The sequence below is a fragment of the Streptomyces gardneri genome, from assembly GCF_006539185.1.
Classification (GTDB): Bacteria; Actinomycetota; Actinomycetes; order Streptomycetales; family Streptomycetaceae; genus Streptomyces; species Streptomyces gardneri.
The window spans coordinates 100,958-121,460 of record NZ_BJMN01000001.1 but is presented as its reverse complement, the minus strand read 5'-3'; the positions used below and the strand labels follow the sequence as shown (position 1 = coordinate 121,460).

Genomic DNA, 20,503 nt, shown 5'->3' with positions numbered 1-20,503 from the left:
GGACCGATGAGGCTCAGACGGCCTCGGCGTACAGCTCCTCGATCAGCCGGGCGACGCGCTCCGGTTCCCGCAGCGTCGGGTAGTGGTCGGAGGCGGTGAGCCTGACGAGACGGCAGTCGCGGATCCGTTCGGCCATCTCCTCGTTGCAGCGCACGACCTCCGGCCGGTCCAGCTCGCCGAGCGCGAGCAGGGTCGGCGCGGAGATCTCGCCGAGCCGGTCGAAGGCGGGCTCGTCGGGGAGCTGGCGGTCGATGTTGCTGAACCAGGCGGGCAGAACGGCCCGGAAGAGGGCCGCCGCGACCGGGTCGGACTCGGGGCTCCCGCCGCCGGCCTTCCCCCACAGACCGAGGCCGAGGCGGACGATCCCCTCCGTGTCGCCGGCTTTCGCCAGTGTCTCCAGCCGCTCGAAGAACTCACCCGTGACCAGTCCCTCGTACCCGGTGACACCGGGTACGAGGAGGGCGAGGCCCGCCACCCGCTCGGGTGACTCCAGGGCCAGGTTGACCGAGGTCGCCCCGCCCATGCTGGAGCCCACCAGGACCGCCCGCTCGACGGCGAAGTGGTCGAGGACCTCGGAGAGGTCGCGGACCGTGGAGTACGTGGCGGTGGGCGCGGGGGAACGTCCGTAGCCGCGCACGTCGTAGCGGATCACCCGGTACCGTGCGACGAGCGCCGGCAGGACCGGGTCCCACACCGCGGAGTCGCCGACACCGGGATGGAGCAGGACCAGCGGCAGCCCGTCCCCGCCCGAATCGTCCGCCCACACTTCGCCCTGACTGACCGTCACCATGGTTTCCATGACGCCCAGTCTGGTGGGGCGGTTCGGGCTCCGCCAGGACGCGCACGGCCATTCGGCCGGGCGCGCGGCCACGTGCCCGCGCATCCGACGTGCGCCGTCAGGCCCCCGGGGCCGCCGCCGCGCCGAGCGCCGCGAGGACCGGGCTGATCAGGGGGTGGTCCTCGGCTCCGCGGCGGACGGCCGCGAAGACCCGGCGGGTGGGGGCGACCCCGTCCACCGGACGGACGCCCACGTCCGTGAGGTCCATGCCCCGGAGCGCCGAGCGCGGGACGAGCGCGACGCCGGCCGCGGCCGAGGCGAGGGCGACGACGGCCCGGAAGTCGTCGGAGACGTGGTCGAAGCGGGGGGCGAAGCCGGCGTACTCGCAGGCCAGGACGGTCACGTCATGACAGGGATTGCCGGCGGACTGGCCGATCCAGGCGTCCTTGGCGAGGTCTCCGAGCGCGACCCGCTCGCCGGCGGCCAGCGGGTGGCCGGGCGGCAGCACCGCGTCGAAGGGCTCCGCGTAGAGCGGGACGCGGGTGAGCCGGGCGTCGTCCTCGCCGGGGGCGCCCCGGTACTCGACCGCGACGGCCACGTCGACCTGCCGGTCGAGGACCATCATCAGGCTCTCGTCGCCCTCGGCGTCCCGCACCCGGACCCGGATGCCGGGGGCGGAGTCGGCCAGCGCGCTGATGGCGGGGGCCACCACGAGCCCGATGCCGGTGGCGAAGGCGGCGACCGTGACCGTACCGGCCTCGCCGGAGCCGTAGGCGGCGAGTTCGGACTCGGCGCGCTCCAGCTGGGCGAGGACGGCGTTGGCGTGGCTGAGCAGGATCTCGCCGGCCGGGGTGAGGCGTGCGCCGCGGGCGCTGCGGTCCACGAGCCGGTGGCCGGTCTCCTGCTCCAGGGCGGCGAGCTGCTGGGAGACCGCGGAGGGGGTGAGATACAGCGCGGCGGCCGCCGCCGTGACCGTGCGGTGGTCGGCCACCGCACGGAGGATGTGCAACCGCCGCGCTTCGATCATGTCCCTAGTCTCGCAGGACCGGAGCCCTGCTTACGCCGTCAGCCTTCGAGGGCGGCGCGGGCCTCGACGAAGGCGTCGACGGCCCGGTTCACGTCCTCCGTGGAGTGGGCGGCGGAGAGCTGCACGCGGATGCGGGCCTGCCCCTGCGGGACGACCGGGTACGAGAAGCCGATCACGTACACGCCGCGCTCCAGGAGCAGCTCGGCCATGCGGCCGGCGACGGCCGCGTCGCCGATCATGACCGGGGCGATGGCGTGGTCGCCGGGGAGGATGTCGAAGCCCTCCTCGGTCATGCGGGAGCGGAAGAGCGCCGTGTTGGCGTTCAGGCGGTCGCGCAGGTCGCCGGCGGACTCCAGCAGGTCGAGGACCTTGAGAGAGGCGGCGGCGATGACCGGGGCGAGGGTGTTGGAGAAGAGGTAGGGGCGGGAGCGCTGGCGCAGCAGGGCGACGATCTCGGCGCGGGCCGCGACGTAGCCGCCGGAGGCGCCGCCGAGGGCCTTGCCGAGGGTGCCGGTGATGATGTCGACGCGGTCCATGACGCCGTGCAGCTCGGGGGTGCCGCGGCCGCCGGGGCCGACGAAGCCGACCGCGTGCGAGTCGTCGACCATGACCATGGCGTCGTAGCGCTCGGCCAGGTCGCAGATCTCGGCGAGCGGGGCGACGTAGCCGTCCATGGAGAAGACGCCGTCGGTGACGATCAGCTTGCGCCGGGCGCCGCCTTCGGTGGCCTCCTTGAGCTGCTGCTCCAGGTCGGCCATGTCGCGGTTGGCGTAGCGGAAGCGGCGGGCCTTGGAGAGGCGGATGCCGTCGATGATCGAGGCGTGGTTGAGGGCGTCGGAGATGACCGCGTCCTCGGCGCCGAGGATCGTCTCGAAGACGCCGCCGTTGGCGTCGAAGCAGGAGGAGTAGAGGATCGTGTCCTCCTGGCCGAGGAAGGCCGAGAGGCGTGCCTCCAGCTCCTTGTGCACCTCCTGCGTGCCGCAGATGAAGCGGACGGACGCCATGCCGTAGCCCCAGCGGTCGAGCGCCTCGTGGGCGGCGGCGACGATCTCGGGGTTGTCGGCGAGGCCGAGGTAGTTGTTGGCGCAGAAGTTGAGGACCTCGCCGGGGCGGCCGCCCGAGGTGACGGCGACGGTGGCCGACTGGGGAGTGCCGATCACGCGCTCGGGCTTGTGGAGCCCGGCCTCGCGGATCTCTTCGAGGGTGGCACGGATGTCGTCGCGTACGGAATCGAACATGGGTCAGGCTCCCGCAGTCCAGTCGAGGATGATCTTGCCGCTCTTGCCGAAGGCCGCGTCGTCGAAGGCGGCCTCGAAGTCCGTGTAGTCGTAGCGGCCGGTGATGACGGGGCTGAGGTCGAGACCCGCCTCCAGGAGCACCGACATCGCGTACCAGGTCTCGAACATCTCGCGGCCGTAGATGCCCTTGACCGTGATCATGGAGGTGACGATCTTCGCCCAGTCGACGGCGAAGTCCTCGCTGGGCAGGCCCAGCATGGCGATCTTTCCGCCGTTGGTCATGTTGGCGACCATGTCCCGCATCGCGTGCGGGTTGCCCGACATCTCCAGGCCGACGTCGAAGCCCTCCTTGAGCCCGAGGGTGCGCTGGCCGTCGGCGATGGTCTGCTCGGCGACGTTGAGGGCGAGGGAGACGCCCGTCTTGCGGGCCAGGGCGAGGCGCTCCTCGCTGACGTCGGTGATGACGACGTTGCGGGCGCCGGCGTGCTTGGCGACGGCGGCGGCCATGATGCCGATCGGGCCGGCACCGGTGACGAGGACGTCCTCGCCGACCAGGGGGAAGGAGAGCGCCGTGTGCACGGCGTTGCCGAACGGGTCGAAGATCGCGGCGACGTCGAGGTCGACGGGGACGCGGTGCACCCACACGTTGGAGGCGGGCAGCGCCACGTACTCGGCGAACGCGCCGTCACGGCCGACGCCGAGGCCGACGGTGGCGCGGCAGAGGTGGCGGCGGCCGGCCAGACAGTTGCGGCACTTGCCGCAGACGAGGTGGCCCTCGCCGCTGACCAGGTCGCCGATGGCGATGTCGGAGACGTCACGGCCGACGGAGACGACCTCGCCGACGAACTCGTGGCCGATCGTCAGCGGCGTGGCGATGGTCTTCTGCGCCCAGCCGTCCCAGGAGCGGATGTGGAGGTCGGTGCCGCAGATGCCGGTCCGCTTGACCTTGATGAGGACGTCCCCCGGGCCGGTCTCCGGCTCGGGCACGTCCGTGAGCCAGAGTCCCGGCTCCGCGTTCAGCTTGACCAGCGCCTTCAATGCAACGGCTCCCGACGTGCGTGTCCTGTGATGTGGGGGTGCGGGCACGACTGCGCGCCCATGATCCCTGGAAGAGAATCTTCCGTACGTCGCGCTCGCGGTCCATCGAGGATTTCTTAAGCGCGCTCGCAGATCAGCTTCACACCCCCGGTGGGAGGCCGCCACGCGTCAACGTCCGAGTGCCGCCATCGCCGCGTTGTGGCCGGGGATGCCGCTGACGCCGCCGCCCCGGATCGCGCCCGCGCCGCAGAGCAGGACGTTGGCGTGGCGGGTCTCGACGCCCCAGCGGCCGGCGCTCTGTGCCACCTCGGCTTCGCTCTCGCCGTCCTGGCCGTCCTCGCCGTAGGGGAAGGAGAGGTCCCGGTGGAAGATGTGGCCGCCGGGCAGGCGGAGGTCCCGTTCGAGGTCGAGCGGTGTCTTCGCCTCGATGCAGGGGCGGCCGTCCTCGTCGACGGCGAGGCAGTCGGCGATCGGCTCGTCGAGGTGGGCGTCGAGCTGGGCGAGGGTCGCCTTGAGGAGCGCGGCGCGGGCGCCGTCGTTGTCGGCGGCGAACAGCCGGGCGGGCGTGTGCAGTCCGAAGAGCGTGAGGGTGTGGTGGCCCGTGGCGGCGAGTTCGCCGCCGAGGATCGACGGATCGGTCAGCGAGTGGCAGTAGATCTCGGAGGGCGGGGCGGAGGGGAGGTGTCCTGCGGCGGCCTCGGCGTGGGCGGCGGCCAGCTGCTGGTACCCCTCGGCGATGTGGAAGGTCCCCGCGAAGGCCTCGCGCGGGTCGACGGAGCGGTCGCGGAGCCTCGGCAGCCGGGTGAGCAGCATGTTGACCTTGAGCTGGGCGCCTTCCGGGGGCGGCGGGGGCGTCTCGCCGAGCAGGGTCGCGAGCTCCTGCGGGGAGGCGTTGACGAGCACCTGGCCGGCCTCGACGGTGCCCACGCCGTCGGCCGTGCGGTAGGTGACGGCGGCCCGGCTGCCGTCGGTCTCGATACGGGTGGCCTCATGGCCGGTGCGGATGTGCGCCCCTGCGGTGCGGGCCGCGGCCGCGAGCGCGTCGGTGAAGGCGCCCATGCCGCCGACGGGGACGTCCCAGTCGCCGGTGCCGCCGCCGATCACGTGGTAGAGGAAGCAGCGGTTCTGGAGGAGCGTGGGGTCGTGGGCGTCGGCGAAGGTGCCGATGAGGGCGTCGGTGAGGACGACACCGCGCACGAGGTCGTCGGCGAAGGTCCGCTCGACGGTGACACCGAGGGGGTCCTCGAAGAGCATGCGCCAGGTCTCGGCGTCGTCCACGCGGGCGCGGAGCGCGGCGCGGGTGGGGAGGGGCTCGGTGAGGGTGGGGAAGATGCGGCGGGCCGCGCGGGCGGTGCGCCCGTAGAAGGCCTGCCAGGCCTCGTATTCACGGTCGGAGCCGGTGAGTGCGGAGAAGGAGGCGCGGGTGCGGTCGGCGCCGCCGCCGACGAGCAGGCCGCCGTCGCCCTTCGGGGTGTACGAGGAGATGGACCGTTTCCGTACGGCGAACCGCAGCCCGAGATCGCGCACGATCTTCTCCGGGAGGAGCGAGACGAGGTACGAGTACCGGGAGAGCCGCGCGTCGACCCCGGCGAAGGGCCGCGTGGAGACGGCCGCCCCGCCGGTGGTGCCGAGCCGCTCCAGGACGAGGACGGACCGTCCGGCACGGGCGAGGTAGGCGGCGGCGACCAGGCCGTTGTGACCGCCTCCGACGATCACGGCGTCGTACGCGCGGGGTGCGCCGGGGGCGCCGGGGAGCGGGGCACGGGCGGTCATGGCTCATGCTCACACGGGACCGGCGGGGCGGGGAAGACCGGGGAGGCGGACCGGCGCGTCTCGTGGAGGACGACTGTTGCGTCTCATGGAGGACCGGTGAAATCGCCGCACTGCCGCGGCCACGCCCCGCCGTGCCCGGCGGCAGGCCGGATGACCTGCGACGCCGTGGGAGAAGATCACCTCATGACTGAGATCATCTTGATGTCCGATCCCCGTGTCGCCGCGATACGCGTGGCCGAGTGCGGCGAGGACCTCGTCGACGTCCGGCAGGGCGGCGCGCTGCCCGTCGACACGCGCAAGCAGGACCCGGAGGGCGCCTTCGCCCATCTGCGCGAAGGCGTGGTCGAGCGGCTGCTCAAGGCCCAGTCCATGCTCCCGGACGGGCTGCGGCTGCTGTTCGTCGAGGGGTACCGTCCGCCCTCCCTCCAGCGGGAGTACTTCGAGGAGTACGCGGACGAGTTGCGCGCGCTCCACCCGAAGTGGGAGGCGGACCGGATCCGTACGGCCGCGAGCCGGTACGTGTCCCCGCCCGAGATCGCGCCGCACAGTGCGGGCGCGGCCGTCGACCTCACCCTGGTCGGGCCCGACGGGCGGGAACTGGACCTGGGGACCCGGATGAACGCGGGCCCGGAGGAGAGCGCCGGAGCGTGCTACACCGACGCCGACACGATCGGCGCCGAGGCGCGCGCGCACCGGGACCTGCTCGGCTCCGTCCTGAGCGCCGCGGGCCTGGTGAACTACCCGACGGAGTGGTGGCACTGGTCCTTCGGCGACCGCTACTGGGCCCTCATGACCGGGAGGGCCGAAGCCCTCTACGGCCCGAAGGAACTGACGCCGGGCAACTGAGCCTCACCAGGCCGCGCCGCCGGGGCGTAGGTCACCGCGCGTCCGGGGCGGGTGTGCCGGAGGCGCCCCGCTGGAGGGCGGTGGCCTCGGTCGGGCGGCCCAGGTGCTCCAGGCAGAGGGCCTCGTCGTCGCGGACGGCGAGGGTGTCCGGGTGGTCGGGGCCCAGGGTCCGGGTGCGCGCCGCGGCGATCGCCCGGTGTGCCGTCAGGGCCTCCTCCCAGCGGCCGAGCCGCCCGAGGGCGACGGCCGTCTCACGGTGGCTCAGGAGGGTCTCGTGATGGTCGGCACCCAGGACCCGCTCCCGGGCGGAGCGGACGCTCTCGGACTCGTCGAGCGCCTCCGCCCACCGCCCGAGGCGGCCGAGGTTGACCGCGAGGGCGTGGCGGGCGCGCAGGGTCTCGGGCCCGTCGGAACCCTGCACGCGCGTGCGGGCCGCGACGACGTCACGGCAGACGTCCAGGGCGTCCGCGGCCTGCCCGATGCGGCCGAGGCAGACCCCGGTCTCGTAGCGGGCGGTGAGGGTGTCCGGGTGCTCGTCGCCGAGGGCCGCGGCGCGCGCGTCGGCGACGGCGCGGTACTGGGCGAGCGCCTCCTGCCCACGCCCCAGCCGCCCCAGGGTGTACGCGACTTCGTGGCGGGTCACCAGCGTGTCGGGGTGGTCCTCGCCGAGCAGCCGGGCCCGTGCCTCCACGACCTCGTTCGCCGTGCGGTACGACTCCTCCAGCCGGCCGAGGCGTCCGAGCGTGAAGGCGAGGTTGTGGCGGCAGCGCAGGGTGTCGGGGTGGTCGGGGCCCACGGTGCGCTCGCGGGCGGCGAGCACCGCGACGTACAGCTCGTACGCCTCGGGATGCCGCCCGAGGCGGCCCAGGGCGTACGCCCGCTCCTGACGCGCGGCCAGGGTGTCGGGGTGGTCGTCGCCGAGGGCCCGGGCGCGGCCGTCGGCGACCCGGTCGAAGACGTCCAGGGCGTCGGCGGGCCTGTCGAGCCGGGCGAGCGCGAAGCCGACCTCGTAACGGCTGGTCAGGGTGTCGGGATGGTCGTCGCCGAGGACGCGGGCGCGGTGCTCGGCGACGGACCGGTGCACCGCCTCGGCCTCGTCCCAGCGGTCGAGTCTGCCGAGGCCGATCCCGGCGCGGTAGCGGCCGGCGAGCACGGCGAGCAGCTCCGCGGTGGGCCCGGGGGCCTGGGTCGTCGGGACGGCCCTGGCGGCCGTCTCGTCGGCGAGCGAGCTCGCGTCCGACGCGCGCGTGGCGGTGGTCCACTCGGTGGTGAGCACGGCCGCGGCGGGGTCGTGGGCGACCGGCCGCGGCGTCGTGGCGGAGCCGACCGCCGGGGCGCCCGCGGTCCCGGGCCGGTGTCCGCCGCCGATGCCCCGGGCCCACGCGGGCGCGTGCGCGCCGGGGCGGGGGCCGGGTCCCGGCGCCGGGTAGGGCGCGGTCTCCACGAGCTCCGGTCCCGGGCGGCCCGGTCCCGGAACCTGGGGCTGCACGGGCACGCCTACGGGCGCGGACACGGCGATGCGCCCCGAGACGATCCGGCGGCGCAGATCGCCCGCGTCGGCCGGCCGCTCCTCGGGGACCTTGGCGAGCAGGTCGACGACGATCCGGTCGAAGTACGGGGGGATCTCGGCGCGGTGCGAGCGCGGCGGACTCGGCACGGTGTCGCGGTGCCCGATGAGGATCGCCCAGGAGTCGTCCAGGTCGAAGGGCGGGACACCGGTGGCCAGTTCGTACAGCACGCAGCCCAGCGAGTAGAGGTCGCTGCGGTGGTCGACCTCGCCGCCGCCGATCTGCTCCGGGGACATGTAGTGGGGCGTGCCCATGGCGATGCCGGTGCCGGTGAGCTTGGAGGTGAAGCCGGTGTCGCCGAGCCGCGCTATCCCGAAGTCGCAGATCTTCACCGTCCCGTCCGCGAGCCGCATGATGTTCGCGGGCTTCAGGTCGCGGTGGACGATCCCCTGGCGGTGCGTGTACGCGAGGGCGTCGGCGACCTGGTCGGCGATCTCGACGAGGTCCTGGACGGGCAGCGGGTGTTTGGCGTTGGCCGCGAGGAGCTGGCTGAGGTTGCGTCCCTCCAGGAGCTCCATGACGAGGAAGAGCACACCGTCGTACTCGCCGAAGTCGTGCACGACGGTGATGCCGCGGTGCTGGAGGGCGGCGGCGACGCGGGCCTCGCGGCGGAAGCGCTCGCGCACCACCGACAGGAAGTGGGGGTCGTGCTGCGGACCGAGCGGCTTGAGGCATTTCACGGCGACGCCGCGCCCGAGTGCCTCGTCGGTGGCACGCCAGACCTCGCCCATGCCGCCGCGCCCGATGACCTCGTGCAGCCGGTACCGGCCCTGGATCAGCCCGCTGTCCCCCATCGTGTGGTGTCGCCCCCGTCGCTTCCGTGCACCCTCCCCGACATGTCCAGTATGGCCGCAGCCTCTGACAGTGGGTACGGGTAGGGCGCGTGTCAGGGATCGGAGCGTGTCCCGGCACCCGGCCGGCCCTGTGCGCCGAGGCGGGCGAAGGGGGCGGGGCGGGTGTCCTGGCCGAGGCGGTCCATGGCCCGGAGGATGTGCCGGGGCGGCAGCCGCCAGCGCAGGCGGTCGGGGATGCACCGGAGGAGATTGGCCGTCGCGGTGAGCCGCCGGGTGACGGTCCCGTCGGCCGGGGCGGGGGTGCCGTAGAGCGCGTGGGCGTACGGGGGCAGCGTGTCGTACGCGAGTGCCGTCACGCGCCGCCAGATCACTTCGCGCGCCGGTACCAGGACGGGTTTCACCGGCGGTCGGCGCAGGAAGTCCTCGACGGTCCGCGCGTCCGGTCCGGCTTCGAGCCGGGGCCGTATCGACGCGAAGTAGTCGGCGAGTGCGGCGGCGGAGCCGGGGACGGTCTCCGGGTCGAGGCCGACGAGACGGGCGGAGACGCGGTGCTCGTCGAGATAGCGGTCGGCCTCGGCGTCGGTGAGCGGGATGCCGGATCGGCGCGCGACCGAGAGGTACGAGTCGACCTCGGCGCAGTGGACCCAGAGCAGGAGTTCGGGGTCGTCCACGCCGAGGAGCCGGTGGATCCGGCGGACGCGGGCGCCGGCCGCCTCCGCCGCCTCGGCGGTCCCGTAGCTCAGCGTCCCGACGAAGTTCGCGGTCCGCATGAGCCGCCCCCAGGGGTCCTCCCGGAAGCTGCTGTTGATCATGACGCCGCGGACGGCGACGGGGTGCAGCGCCTGGAGCCAGAGGGCCCGGACACCCGCGATCCACATCACGGGGTCGCCGTGCATCTGCCAGGTGACGGAGCGGGGCCCGAAGAGCCCGGGGTCGGCGTCCTGCCTCATGGCGCTCAGGCTACGCGGGAAGCGGCCCGGGATTCCCGGACCCCGGGAAAGCGGTCAGGCGCCCTCCGCTTCCTCCACCGCCCCCCGTGACTCCTCCTCCGTGACGAGGACGCGGGTGGCGGGTGTGCCGACCAGCGCCGGGGCCCGTTCGGGGTTCGCCCACACGCGCGTGCGGAGGAAATCCAGGAAGCCCTCGGCCTGCTCGGTGGCCGCGAAGGACAGGTCGACGACGACATAGGCGGGGTCGTCGACGGGTCGGCGCACCTGGTGCCGGAGGACGCCGGCGTCCCTTCGGGCGTCGGCGAAGCGGTCGAACGCCGTCTTCCACACGGTGTAGTCGGTGATCGGATGCTCGATGTGCAGGGTGATCACGGCTCCTCCTCTCGGAGTCCGACCGGGGGGACGGTTCCAGCGTGGACGGCGGCCCCGCGTCGCGTACATCCCAGATCTCTGGGGTACCGGCCCGTACGCTCCGCCCATGGCTCCCTCGGCCGGCCACGCCCACACCCATGACCACGTCCGCTCCCGCGAGCGCGTCCTGCGGATCTGCGCGGCCGGCGGGGACGCCCACGCGCTGCGGGTCCGGCTGCTCCGGGAGTTCCGGGCGCTGCTCGGCGCCGACGCCTTCGCGTTCCTGCTGACGGATCCGGTGACCTCGGTGGGGTGCGCGCCGGTGGCCCGGGTCCCCGTCCTGCCGGAGCTGCCCCGGCTGATCCGGCTCAAGTACCTGACACGCGCGGACCGCTGGACGTCCCTGACGGGTGCCGCCGCGCTGAGCGGCCTGCCGGAGGGCGAGCGGGGGCCGCTGTGGGAGGAGCTGCTGCGGCCGGCCGGGGTGCGGGACGTGGCCTCGGCCGTCTTCCGCGACCGGTTCGGCTGCTGGGGCTTCCTCGATCTGTGGCGGTACGGGGCGGAGTTCGGCGCGGCGGACCTGGCGTACCTGGACGCGGTGGCCGGGCCGGTCACGGAGGCCCTGCGGCGTGCCCAGGCCGCGGCCTTCCCGGCCCGCCCGCCGGGCACCGACCGGCCGGGCCCGCTGGTGCTGCTGCTCTCCCCGGACCTGCGGGTGCGCGGCCAGACGCCCGAGGCCCCGGCCTATCTGGCGGGCCTGATCCCTCCGGAGGAGGGCCGGGCGCCAATCCCGGCGGCCGCGTACAACGTGGCCGCGCAGCTGCTCGCCCGCGAGGCGGGCGTCGACCCGAACCCGCCACGCGCGCGCGTGCACCTCGCCGACGGGCTGTGGCTGACGCTGCGCGCGGCCCGTATCGAGCACGGACCGGGTGCAGAGGTCCCACCGCCGTCCGGCCGGGAGATCGCGGTGACCATCGAGGAGACCACCCCGGCCGACCGTCTGGACGTCTTCTGCCGGGCCCACGGCCTGACGGGCCGCGAGACGGAACTGCTCGGTCACCTCGCGGACGGCGCCGACACCGGCGCGGTGGCGCAGACCATGTCCCTGTCCGCGCTCACGGTCCAGGACCACCTCAAGTCGATCTTCACGAAGACGGGTACGCGCCACCGCCGCGCGCTCCTCGCCCGGGCGCTCGGCACCTGAACCGGACCTGCGGAGGATCGGTCGGGCGGGCTGTGAGGATGAGGCCATGAGCGATTCGTACGACGCCGTCCCTCTCACCGCAGCCTCCCTCGCCGCCTGGCGCGAGGAGGTCTCGGCGGCCCTCGCCGCCGTGACCCGCGGCTTCGAGGAGAAGTACGGCTACGGCCCCGGGGAGAACGCGATCCACCCGCCGGAGGAGGACGACCGGGCCGCTGCGGAGCGGCTGGCCGAGGAGTCGCCGGGCTTCGCCGATCTCGCCGTGTACTACGGCGAGATCGGCGCCGTGAACATGGGCGACATCGGCAACGCCTACTTCCTGCGCTCCGGGGCCGAGGCGCTCGACGAACGCCTCGATCTGCCCGAGGCGGGCGGAACCGTCCCCGCCGTGCTGATCGGCTCCGACGGCGGGGGCATCCACTACGCGGTCGCCGGGGACGGTGCGGTCTGGCGTTCTCGCCGTGCTTCCACGGACAGCGAGTTCGTCCGGATCACGAACGACCTCGCCGAGTTCCTCGACCTCCTGCGCCGGTCGGTCCACCGTTTCGTCGAGTCCGGGCAGCCTGGATTCGTCTAGGCCCCATCCTTTCGCCCCGACGGCCGGCTCACGGGCTAACCGATGTCCACCACGCGAGCCCAGTCCGGCGGCGCGTCCGGTACGTAGTCGGGGTCGTCCTCGTCCCAGGTCCTGGGCCTGTGCCCACGGGAGAAAACCCCCACCACCGTCCGGCACGGCGGCCGTCTCTCCGGCCACGGCGTCTGGCCGTCGGTGAGCACCACGACGACGTCCGGCCGGGGCCGCGCGCCGAGCGCCGCGGCGAAGCCGGTCCGCAGGTCCGTGCCACCACCGCCGATCAGCGGGATGCCCTCGGCACGGCACAGGGGGTGCGCGATCCGGGCGGCCGCGTCGCACGGCACCACGGTCACCAGGTCGCGCCGACCGCCCACGGACCGTGAGATCGCGGAGACTTCGAGGAGGGCGCTGCCCAGTTCGGCGTCGCTCACCGAGCCCGAGGTGTCGATGATCACGGAGACGCGGGGCGGTCTGCGCCGCAGGCTCGGCAGGACGGCTCCGGGCACGGCCGCCGAGCGCCGCGAGGGCCTTCCGTACGTGTGGTCCTCGCCTGCTCCCGGGCCGGTGGCCGCCGAGCGCACCGCCGCTCCGAGCAGCTCCCGCCACGGCTGCGGGGTGTGGAAGGCCTCCTCCGCCCAACGCCGCCAGCCCCGTGGGGCGTCACCCGGCCTGCCGGTGATGCCCTGGGCCACCCGGAACCGGACGGCGTCCTGCTCCTGTTCGCTGAGGCCGTGCGCGCCGTCCGGCCCCAGGTCCCAGGGGCGCTCCAGGCCGTCGGCGCCGCTGCCGCAGTCCAGCCAGGCGGCTCTCTCCAGGTGGGTACCGAGCCGGAACTGTCGCAGGTAGTCCTCCATGAGCTCCCCTTCCGGGAGCCCCAGGGACTGCGGATCGACGGCCCCTTCGGGCCGGGCCAGGCCGTCGCCGAACACATCGTCGTTGATCTCGCAGTCCGCCGCGATGTTGATCCGCAGCCGCTCGCCCGGGCCCGTGAGGCCGCGTTGGCGCGCGACCCGGTCACCGCGGCCGTGGTGGTCGCGGAGCAGGTGCGACACCTCGTGCACCCACACCCCGGCCAGCTCCTCCACCGGCATCCGGTCGACGAAGCCCGGGGAGACGTAGCAGCGCCAGTACCGGTCGACGGCCATCGTGGGCACCTGCCGCGACTCCACGACGTGGAGGGCGAAGAGGGCCGTGGCCAGATAGGGCCGGGCGCGGACGGCCTGCAGCCTGGCGGCGAAGAGTTTGTCGCGGTCGAGTGTCGCCGTCGCGCGGGCCGCGGTCGACTCGCCCGGTGTACGCCGGGTCATCGGGTCGCCTCCTCCGAGACCGCGACCCGGGCCGCCGCCCGGTCCACCCGTCGGGACAGGGACACCGCTCCGGCGAGCCGCTCGATCGACGCGGGCACGTCCCACTCCTCCTCCCGCAGGGCGGCGAGGGCCGTGGCGGGGACGACGACCAGGTCGGGGGCTCCGGTCTCCATCGCCCGGACCAGGAGGGTCCAGGCCGCGTCCCAGCGGGACTTGGCCGGGCGGGCGCGGACCGCGGCGACGACGCCGTCCAGCGCGGCCTGGCGCAGGTCCCCCCGCTCGGGCAGGTCGGCGTCGTCGGGGTCGGCGAGCAGCGCCTCGGGGTCCGGCAGGTCCATCCGGTCCAGGGCGGCGAGGAGTTCGAGGCCAGGACCGTCCCCGACGGTGCCTCGGACGAGCAGGGACAGGACGTCGCGCGCGGAGCCCGCCGCGGTCGCGAAGGCGATCAGCTGGAGGGTCATCTCCCAGCTCCGGGGTGACGGCCACGCGCCGCCCCGTTGCGTCTCTCCGCTCGGCAGCCGGTGGACGAGGGCGGGACGGGCGGCGAGGAGCCCGCAGACGGCGCGGCGGGCGAAGTCCACGGCCCCGGGCAGCTTCGCCGGGTCGAGCCGCGGCAGGGTCGCCCGCGGCCAGGTCCCGCCGAGTCCGCGGACGACCACCTCGTGGTCGTGGGTCCACCGGAGGTGCACGAACCGGTTGGCGAGCGGCGGGCTCAGCTCCCAGCCGTCGGCCGCCGAGGCGCGCGGGTTGGCGGCGGCCACGATCCGTACGCCGGGCGGCAGGCGCAGGGCTCCCACGCGCCGTTCGAGCACGAGGCGCAGGAGGGCGGCCTGCACGGCCGGTGTCGCGGTGGACAGTTCGTCGAGGAACAGCAGCCCCCGACCGGCCCGGACCAGCCGCACGGCCCAGTCCGGCGGCGCCATCGGGATGCCCTGCTCCGCGGGGTCGTCGCCGACCACGGGCAGTCCCGAGAAGTCCGACGGCTCGTGGACGCTGGCGATCACCGTGGTCAGCGGCAGGTCGAGGGACGCGGCCAGTTGGGTCAGGGCCGCGGTCTTGCCGATGCCCGGTTCGCCCCACAGCAGTACGGGCAGGTCGGCGGCGACGGCCAGGGTCAGCGCCTCCAGCTGGGGGTCGGGGCGGGGTTCGGTGCGTGCGTCGCGCAGCAGGGCGAGGAGCTCACCGGCGATGTCGAGCTGGTCGGTGTGTACGGGGGTGGAGGTGGGGGCGGCGGGGGCGTACGGAGTGTTCGTCGGCATGGGTGATCACCTGGAGGTTCGGGAGGGCCGTTTCGGCGAGGGCGGAAAGAAGAAGTGGGATGGAGGTCGGCCGGTCAGCGGCGGGTCACGTCGCGGGGGTGCGAGCGCCGGTCACGGGGACGGCGGACGCCGGGGAGGAGGCGGTCGGGTGCGGGACCCACGAGGCCCGCCCGGTACAGGCCGTAGGTGATCCGCCGGTGCGCGGCGGCTTCCAGTTCGTCGCGCAGGGCGCCGCCGCGCAGCACCGCGTCGGGGCCGAGGAGGCCCTCGACGACGGCCAGCGCGCCGGCGGTGTCGCCGTGGTCGAGGCGCTCACGGACTCCGGTGAGGCAGTCGGGGCGGCGGTGCGCCTCGTCGATCGCCCGCAGGCAGGGCAGTGGTGTGCCGGTCAACGCGACGAGGAGTTCCTCCCGCCGGACCTCGGCCGGGTCGTGGTCAAGCGGCGTCAGTACGCCGTCGACCAGGCCGATCCGGTGCCGGGCGCCCCGGCACTCCACGAGGCGGGGCTGCCCCGCCTCGTCCGGGGGCCGGAGCGGGCGCGTCGGCCGATGGTCCGGTACGAGTGCCGCGGCGACGAGCGGGTGCAGACGGTCGCCCTCGACGAGTCCGGCGCGGAGCAGTTCGAGGTCGGGCAGGACCCAGGTGGCCGCGTCGGGCAGGACGGGCAAGGTGGCGGCGAGGCTCTCCGGGGGCGCCGGAGTGACCGCCGCTCCACCGTCGAGGAGGGGTTCGAGGAGCATCCGCCGTCCGGAGCCGAGCCGCACGACGACGGCGCCGCCCTCGGGTCGGCCCTCCGCGCGGTTCAGGAGCTGCGCCTCGGCCACCCACCGGTCGACGGCGCAGCGGAGCCCTGGCGACAGGGCTTCCCCCGAAGGTTCCGGGAGGCCGGGGGCCGAGGCAGGCGTGCGCCCGTCCCCCGACCGTGCCCGGAGCTCGTCGGCCCTGCGGGCGTCCCACAGGTGACGGTGCAGGTCGAAGCGGAACAGCCGGCTGGGGCGGGGATGTGGATGCCGGGCTGCGGCGCCTGCCCCGGGGCCCGTCGGGTGACCGTCCCACCACGCGAGGCTGATGCGCTGACCGGCATCCGCCCAGGCGGGCGGAGTCCGCGCCACGAGATGCGGCGCCGGCCCCACGCCGTCCGGACCGCTCTGCCCGTACCGGGCCAGCGCGACCGTCAGACCGGGTCGCAGCAGTCCGTCCGGGGCGATCCGTGGCATGTGCCAGCGCAGCAGGTCGGGCGCCAGGTGGCGCAGATCGTCCCGGACGCGGCGGGCGAGTTCCCTGCCGTGGTCGCGCGCCAGGGCGCGGAGGTCGAGATCGACGTCGATCCTGGCGGCGGCGCAGGCCCCCGCCCAGTCACCGCGCAGGCGGCGTGTGGAAGCGGTCTCGATCATGGAGGGCGGCACGGCGAACTCGCGCACGCGCAGCCAGAGGGAGAGGCGGGAGGTCCCGTTCGCGGTGGAAGTGAGCATCAGCACTCACCTTGCGCGGACGGGTCCCCCAATCTGTGAAGGGAGTGAGTCGTCGTCATCGCGATGATCGTAGGCCTGCGCTGGACGGACCCGCCAGCGGGTTTTCAGGCTCCCTGAGCGTCCTCCGCCGCCGGCTCGCTCTTGCGGATCCTGCAGTGGAGCGAGTCGTCGACGATGTCGGCGACGATCGTGTCGCCGGGACCGGCCTCTCCGCCGAGCAGCAAGGAGGCGAGGCGGTTGTCGAGTTCCGTCTGGATCGTGCGGCGCAGCGGACGGGCGCCGAACGCCGGCTGGTAGCCGTGGGCGACGAGGAGCTTCTTCGCCGCTTCGGTGACCTCCAGGGTCATGCCCTGGGCGTGGACGCGGTGCTTGCTGCGGTCGAGGAGGTGTTCGAGGATCTCCGACAGGTCTTTCTCGGTGAGGCTGTGGAAGACGATGATGTCGTCGATGCGGTTGAGGAACTCGGGCAGGAACTTCCCCCGCAGGTCCTGCATCAGCTCGTCCTTGAGCTCGGCCGCGTCGCCCTCGTGGGCGAGGATGCGCTGGGCGCCGATGTTGGACGTCATGATGACGACGCAGTGGCGGAAGTCGACGGTGCGGCCCTGTCCGTCGGTGAGCCGGCCGTCGTCGAGGATCTGGAGCAGCGTGTTGAAGACGTCGGGGTGCCCCTTCTCCACCTCGTCGAACAGGACGACGCTGTACGGGTGGCGGCGGACCTTCTCGGTGAGCTGGCCGGCCTCCTCGTAGCCGACGTATCCGGGAGGGGCGCCGACGAGCCGGGCCACCGTGTGCTTCTCCTGGAACTCGCTCATGTCGAAGCGGATCATGCGGCTCTCGTCGCCGAAGAGCAGCTCGGCGAGCGTCTTGGCGAGTTCGGTCTTGCCGACGCCGGTGGGCCCGAGGAAGAGGAACGAGCCGACGGGGCGGTTCGGGTCGCCCATGCCCGCCCGGTTGCGGCGTACGGCTTCGGAGACGGCGGTGACCGCCTCGTCCTGGCCGACGATCCTCGCGTGCATCTGCTCCTCCAGCTTGAGGAGCTTGTCCTTCTCGCTGGCGGTGAGTTGGGCGACCGGGATACCCGTGCGGCGGGAGACGATGTCGGCGATGTCGGAGGCGGTGACCGAGACGACGCCCTCGCGCCGCTCCTCGATGCCCGCGAGCTCGCCCTCGATCTCGGCCATCTGCGTCTTCAGCTCCGAGGCCCTCTCGAACTCCTCGCCCGCGACGGCCTGGTCCTTCTCGCGCCGCAGTTTCGCGAGGCGGTCCTCGCGGCTGACGACCTCGGTCGAGCGGCCGGCGCTGCGCAGCCGTACCCGGGCGCCGGCCTGGTCCATGAGGTCGATGGCCTTGTCGGGCAGGAAGCGGTCGCTGATGTAGCGGTCGGAGAGTTCGGCCGCCGCCGCCAGGGCGCCGTCGGCGAACCGGACCTGGTGGTGGGCCTCGTACGCGTCCCGCAGTCCTTCGAGGATCTGCACCGTCTCCTCGACGGTGGGCTCGGGGATGAGGACGGGCTGGAAGCGGCGTTCGAGGGCGGCGTCCTTCTCGACGTACTTGCGGTACTCGTCGATCGTCGTCGCTCCGACGACGTGGAGCTCACCGCGTGCGAGGGCGGGCTTGAGCATGTTGCCCGCGTCCATCGAGCTCTCTCCGCCGGCGCCGGCACCGACGACGGTGTGCAGCTCGTCGATGAAGAGGATGACGTCGCCGCTCGCCTCCTGGACCTCCTCGATGACCTTCTTCAGCCGCTCCTCGAACTGGCCGCGGTACTGCGCGCCCGCGACCAGGCCGGACATGTCGAGGGAGACGACCCGCTTGTCCTTGAGGGTGTCGGGCACCTCGCCCGCCACGATGCGCTGGGCCAGTCCCTCGACGATGGCGGTCTTGCCGACGCCGGGTTCGCCGATCAGGACGGGGTTGTTCTTGGAGCGCCGCGAGAGGATCTCGACGGTCTGCTCGATCTCCTCGGCCCGGCCGACGACGGGGTCGAGCCTGCCCGCCTTCGCCTCCTCCGTCAGGTCCCGGCCGAACTCGTCGAGGGTCGTGGCGGGCTGCTGTGCCTGCGCGCCCGCCCTGCTGCTCTGCCTGCCGGCCCCGGCTCCTGCCCCCGTCCCGGCCCCGGCACCCGCCCCGGTCGTGGGAGAGCCGTCCCCGCGGGCCGCCTGGTCCGCGAGGCCGCGCACCCTCCGTACGTCGACGTCCTCCGCGCGCAGGAACCGGCCGGCGCCCGAGTCGGCGTCGTTGAGGAGGGCGCTGAGGATGTGCTCGGGACCGATGTACGAGACCCCGGACGCCTGCGACGTGGCGTGGGCGAGGGCGAGGGTGCGCTTGGCGGCGGGGGTGAGGCCGGGCTCGGCGGACGGTTCCGCCGACTCCCCGGGAAGCACCGTCTCGATCTCCGCCGCGAGCGTATCGGTGTCCACCCCGGCCCGGGCGAGGAGCCGCCGCGAGGGGTCGACCTGGGTGGTGGCCCACAGGAGGTGTTCCGTGTCGAGGTCGGACGTGCCGTCCTCGGCCGCCTTGCGCGCGGCCAGGTTGAGGAGCTCGTGCGACGACTCCGTGAGCAGTCGCCCGATCGGTACGCGCTGCACGGCCGGGGGCGACGATGCGGGCGACATCCCGAAGAACCGGCTCAGCATCTCGCTGAACGGGTCCTCGGAGGAACCGAAGGGTGAACCGAACGCCATCGACATGCCGAGCTCCAGATGCGCAAGGGGGAGGGTCCTCGTCACACACCCAAACCCGCTGCCCCTGCGTCCGCAATCGGAGCGCGGCCGTGCGCCGCCTCCGCCGTTCGCCCGGACGGGTGGAACGAGACGGGTGGAGCGATACGGGTGGCGGGGGACGTATCGTCACCGCAGTGCGGATGATCATCCGCACTGCGCCTGCCCCCGATCACAGGGAGAAACTGCCATGAACGTACCCGCATCCGGCCGGCGCGTGCTCGTCAGCGGCGCGTCACGAGGGCTCGGCCGCGCGGTGGCCCGGGCGTTCGCGGCCAACGGTGACCGTGTGGCCGTCCACTTCGGCTCGCGCGAGGAGGAGGCCCGTACGACCCTCGCCTCCCTGGCCGGCGAGGGCCACGCCCTGGTCGGCGGCGACCTCGCGGACCCGTCGGGGGCGGTGGCCGTGGTGGACGCGGCGGCGGAGGCGCTGGGCGGGATCGACGTCCTGGTGAACAACGCGGCGGTGAACATCCGGCACCCGCTGGCGGAGACCCCGTACGAGGAGTGGGTCGCGGTGTGGCAGCAGCACGTGGCCGTGAACCTGCTCGCCACGGCCAACCTGAGCCATCTCGCGGCGCGCCGGATGATCGACCAGGGCGGGGGCGGCCGGATCGTGAACATCGGCTCCCGCGGCGCCTTCCGGGGCGAGCCGGATCATCCGGCGTACGGGGCGACGAAGGCCGCCGTGCATGCCCTGGGCCAGTCGCTCGCGGTCTCGCTCGCGCCGCACGGGATCGCCGTCGCCTCGGTCGCCCCCGGGTTCTTCGCGACGGAGCGGGTCGCGCCGCGCGTGGAGGGGCCCGAGGGCGACGCGATCCGGGCGCAGAGCCCGTTCGGCCGGGTGGGCTCGGCCGAGGAGATCGCGGCGGCGGTGCTGTGGCTCGCCTCCCCCGCCGCCGAGTGGTCGTCGGGCACGATCCTCGACCTCAACGGAGCCTCGCACCTGCGGAGTTGAGGCCGCCTCGGCGCATCGGCGAGACCGCTCGGGCGCCCTCTCGTTGACCCACCCTGCCCCTCTTCCCTTACGTGCCAAGGGTGTTGGAAGATCCACGCATGAACCCGAATGCGACCGAACCGACCGCCGACGCGGCGGCCGCGTACCTCGAAGCGCTCCACGGACGGCTGGCGGCCGACGGCTGCACGGTCACCTCGCCCCAGTGGGACGACCGCCGGGTGGTGACCGGCAGCCGCGCCGACCGCAAGGCCCGCTGGTTCGGGACGAAGGCCGAGCTGTTCGTCTTCGCCGCCGCCGTCCCCGAGATCGACGTGGCCACCCTCGGCGAGTTCACCGCCTGGGCCATGCGCTACGCCAAGAGCCTGCGCGGCGGCATACCCGGCGCCCGGAACGCGGCGCTGGTGCTCCCCGCCCTGGTGAGCGCGCACGTCCGGCCCGAGGCGGCCCAGTGGGCCGCTCAGGACGCCCGGATCCTCGACACGACGCTGATCAGCCGCCCGCTCACGATCGAGACCGCCCCGGGCGCCGCACGGACCACGATGTACCGGGGTCGGGTCGTCTGGGGCGGCATGTTCACGGGCCATGTACTGGAGAAGGCCTCCCTGTACTTCCCGTGACCGGTGCAGCCGCCCGCGAAGATCCACTGACG

The 20,503-nt window shown here is 73.8% G+C and carries 17 protein-coding genes; 5 read left to right on the top strand and 12 right to left on the bottom strand.

Going from position 1 to position 20,503, the window contains the following annotated elements; genetic code table 11:
- Positions 1 to 13: 13 nt before the first annotated feature.
- The 5 genes from SGA01_RS00480 to SGA01_RS00460 form a co-directional block, all read right to left on the bottom strand.
- Entirely contained in the window at positions 14 to 799 is a 786-nt protein-coding gene (locus SGA01_RS00480) for an alpha/beta fold hydrolase (protein WP_229917669.1), read from the bottom strand.
- Between the two features lie 97 nt (positions 800 to 896).
- A complete protein-coding gene (locus tag SGA01_RS00475; protein ID WP_141292313.1) occupies positions 897 to 1,805 on the bottom strand; it encodes a LysR family transcriptional regulator in 909 nt (302 codons plus the stop codon).
- A 38-nt stretch (positions 1,806 to 1,843) separates the two neighbouring features.
- Positions 1,844 to 3,043: a glycine C-acetyltransferase gene (locus tag SGA01_RS00470; protein ID WP_141292312.1), complete on the bottom strand. Its 1,200-nt coding sequence runs from the start codon at positions 3,041 to 3,043 to the stop codon at positions 1,844 to 1,846.
- 3 nt (positions 3,044 to 3,046) lie between these two features.
- A complete protein-coding gene (tdh, locus tag SGA01_RS00465) occupies positions 3,047 to 4,081 on the bottom strand; it encodes an L-threonine 3-dehydrogenase (protein WP_141292311.1) in 1,035 nt (344 codons plus the stop codon).
- A 168-nt stretch (positions 4,082 to 4,249) separates the two neighbouring features.
- A complete protein-coding gene (locus SGA01_RS00460; protein WP_141292310.1) occupies positions 4,250 to 5,854 on the bottom strand; it encodes a phytoene desaturase family protein in 1,605 nt (534 codons plus the stop codon).
- Between the two features lie 183 nt (positions 5,855 to 6,037).
- On the opposite strand from SGA01_RS00460, the gene SGA01_RS00455 reads away from it, so the two are divergent.
- Positions 6,038 to 6,700, top strand: coding sequence for a M15 family metallopeptidase (locus SGA01_RS00455; protein WP_141292309.1), 663 nt, complete (start codon positions 6,038 to 6,040; stop codon positions 6,698 to 6,700).
- A 31-nt stretch (positions 6,701 to 6,731) separates the two neighbouring features.
- On the opposite strand, the gene SGA01_RS00450 is transcribed toward SGA01_RS00455, so the two are convergent.
- The 3 genes from SGA01_RS00450 to SGA01_RS00440 all read right to left on the bottom strand — a co-directional run bounded on the left by SGA01_RS00450 (position 6,732) and on the right by SGA01_RS00440 (position 10,384).
- Positions 6,732 to 9,062, bottom strand: a complete 2,331-nt coding sequence (locus SGA01_RS00450; protein WP_141292308.1) for a serine/threonine-protein kinase — start codon at positions 9,060 to 9,062, stop codon at positions 6,732 to 6,734.
- Between the two features lie 92 nt (positions 9,063 to 9,154).
- The gene (locus SGA01_RS00445; protein ID WP_141292307.1) at positions 9,155 to 10,012 is read right to left on the bottom strand and encodes an oxygenase MpaB family protein; all 858 of its coding nucleotides are present in this window, start codon (positions 10,010 to 10,012) and stop codon (positions 9,155 to 9,157) included.
- A 54-nt stretch (positions 10,013 to 10,066) separates the two neighbouring features.
- Positions 10,067 to 10,384: a hypothetical protein gene (locus tag SGA01_RS00440; RefSeq protein ID WP_141292306.1), complete on the bottom strand. Its 318-nt coding sequence runs from the start codon at positions 10,382 to 10,384 to the stop codon at positions 10,067 to 10,069.
- A gap of 106 nt (positions 10,385 to 10,490) precedes the next feature.
- Between SGA01_RS00440 and SGA01_RS00435 the strand changes: the two genes are divergently transcribed.
- Both SGA01_RS00435 and SGA01_RS00430 read left to right on the top strand, forming a co-directional pair.
- On the top strand, positions 10,491 to 11,567 hold the full coding sequence (locus SGA01_RS00435; RefSeq protein ID WP_141292305.1) for a helix-turn-helix transcriptional regulator: 1,077 nt from the start codon (positions 10,491 to 10,493) through the stop codon (positions 11,565 to 11,567).
- Positions 11,568 to 11,613: 46 nt separating this feature from the next.
- Positions 11,614 to 12,141: an SMI1/KNR4 family protein gene (locus tag SGA01_RS00430; protein WP_141292304.1), complete on the top strand. Its 528-nt coding sequence runs from the start codon at positions 11,614 to 11,616 to the stop codon at positions 12,139 to 12,141.
- A 35-nt stretch (positions 12,142 to 12,176) separates the two neighbouring features.
- Here SGA01_RS00430 and SGA01_RS00425 read toward each other — a convergent pair whose 3' ends face one another.
- The 4 genes from SGA01_RS00425 to SGA01_RS00410 form a co-directional block, all read right to left on the bottom strand.
- On the bottom strand, positions 12,177 to 13,445 hold the full coding sequence (locus tag SGA01_RS00425; RefSeq protein WP_141292303.1) for a vWA domain-containing protein: 1,269 nt from the start codon (positions 13,443 to 13,445) through the stop codon (positions 12,177 to 12,179).
- Positions 13,442 to 14,704, bottom strand: a complete 1,263-nt coding sequence (locus SGA01_RS00420) for an AAA family ATPase (RefSeq protein ID WP_141292302.1) — start codon at positions 14,702 to 14,704, stop codon at positions 13,442 to 13,444. Before SGA01_RS00420 ends, SGA01_RS00425 begins: the two co-directional genes overlap by 4 nt.
- A gap of 74 nt (positions 14,705 to 14,778) precedes the next feature.
- On the bottom strand, positions 14,779 to 16,176 hold the full coding sequence (locus SGA01_RS00415) for an amino acid adenylation domain-containing protein (RefSeq protein ID WP_141292301.1): 1,398 nt from the start codon (positions 16,174 to 16,176) through the stop codon (positions 14,779 to 14,781).
- 104 nt (positions 16,177 to 16,280) lie between these two features.
- A complete protein-coding gene (locus SGA01_RS00410) occupies positions 16,281 to 18,866 on the bottom strand; it encodes an ATP-dependent Clp protease ATP-binding subunit (RefSeq protein ID WP_141292349.1) in 2,586 nt (861 codons plus the stop codon).
- A gap of 220 nt (positions 18,867 to 19,086) precedes the next feature.
- On the opposite strand from SGA01_RS00410, the gene SGA01_RS00405 reads away from it, so the two are divergent.
- Positions 19,087 to 19,854: an SDR family NAD(P)-dependent oxidoreductase gene (locus SGA01_RS00405; RefSeq protein WP_141292300.1), complete on the top strand. Its 768-nt coding sequence runs from the start codon at positions 19,087 to 19,089 to the stop codon at positions 19,852 to 19,854.
- A gap of 98 nt (positions 19,855 to 19,952) precedes the next feature.
- Positions 19,953 to 20,471: a hypothetical protein gene (locus tag SGA01_RS00400; protein ID WP_141292299.1), complete on the top strand. Its 519-nt coding sequence runs from the start codon at positions 19,953 to 19,955 to the stop codon at positions 20,469 to 20,471.
- Positions 20,472 to 20,503: the final 32 nt, after the last annotated feature.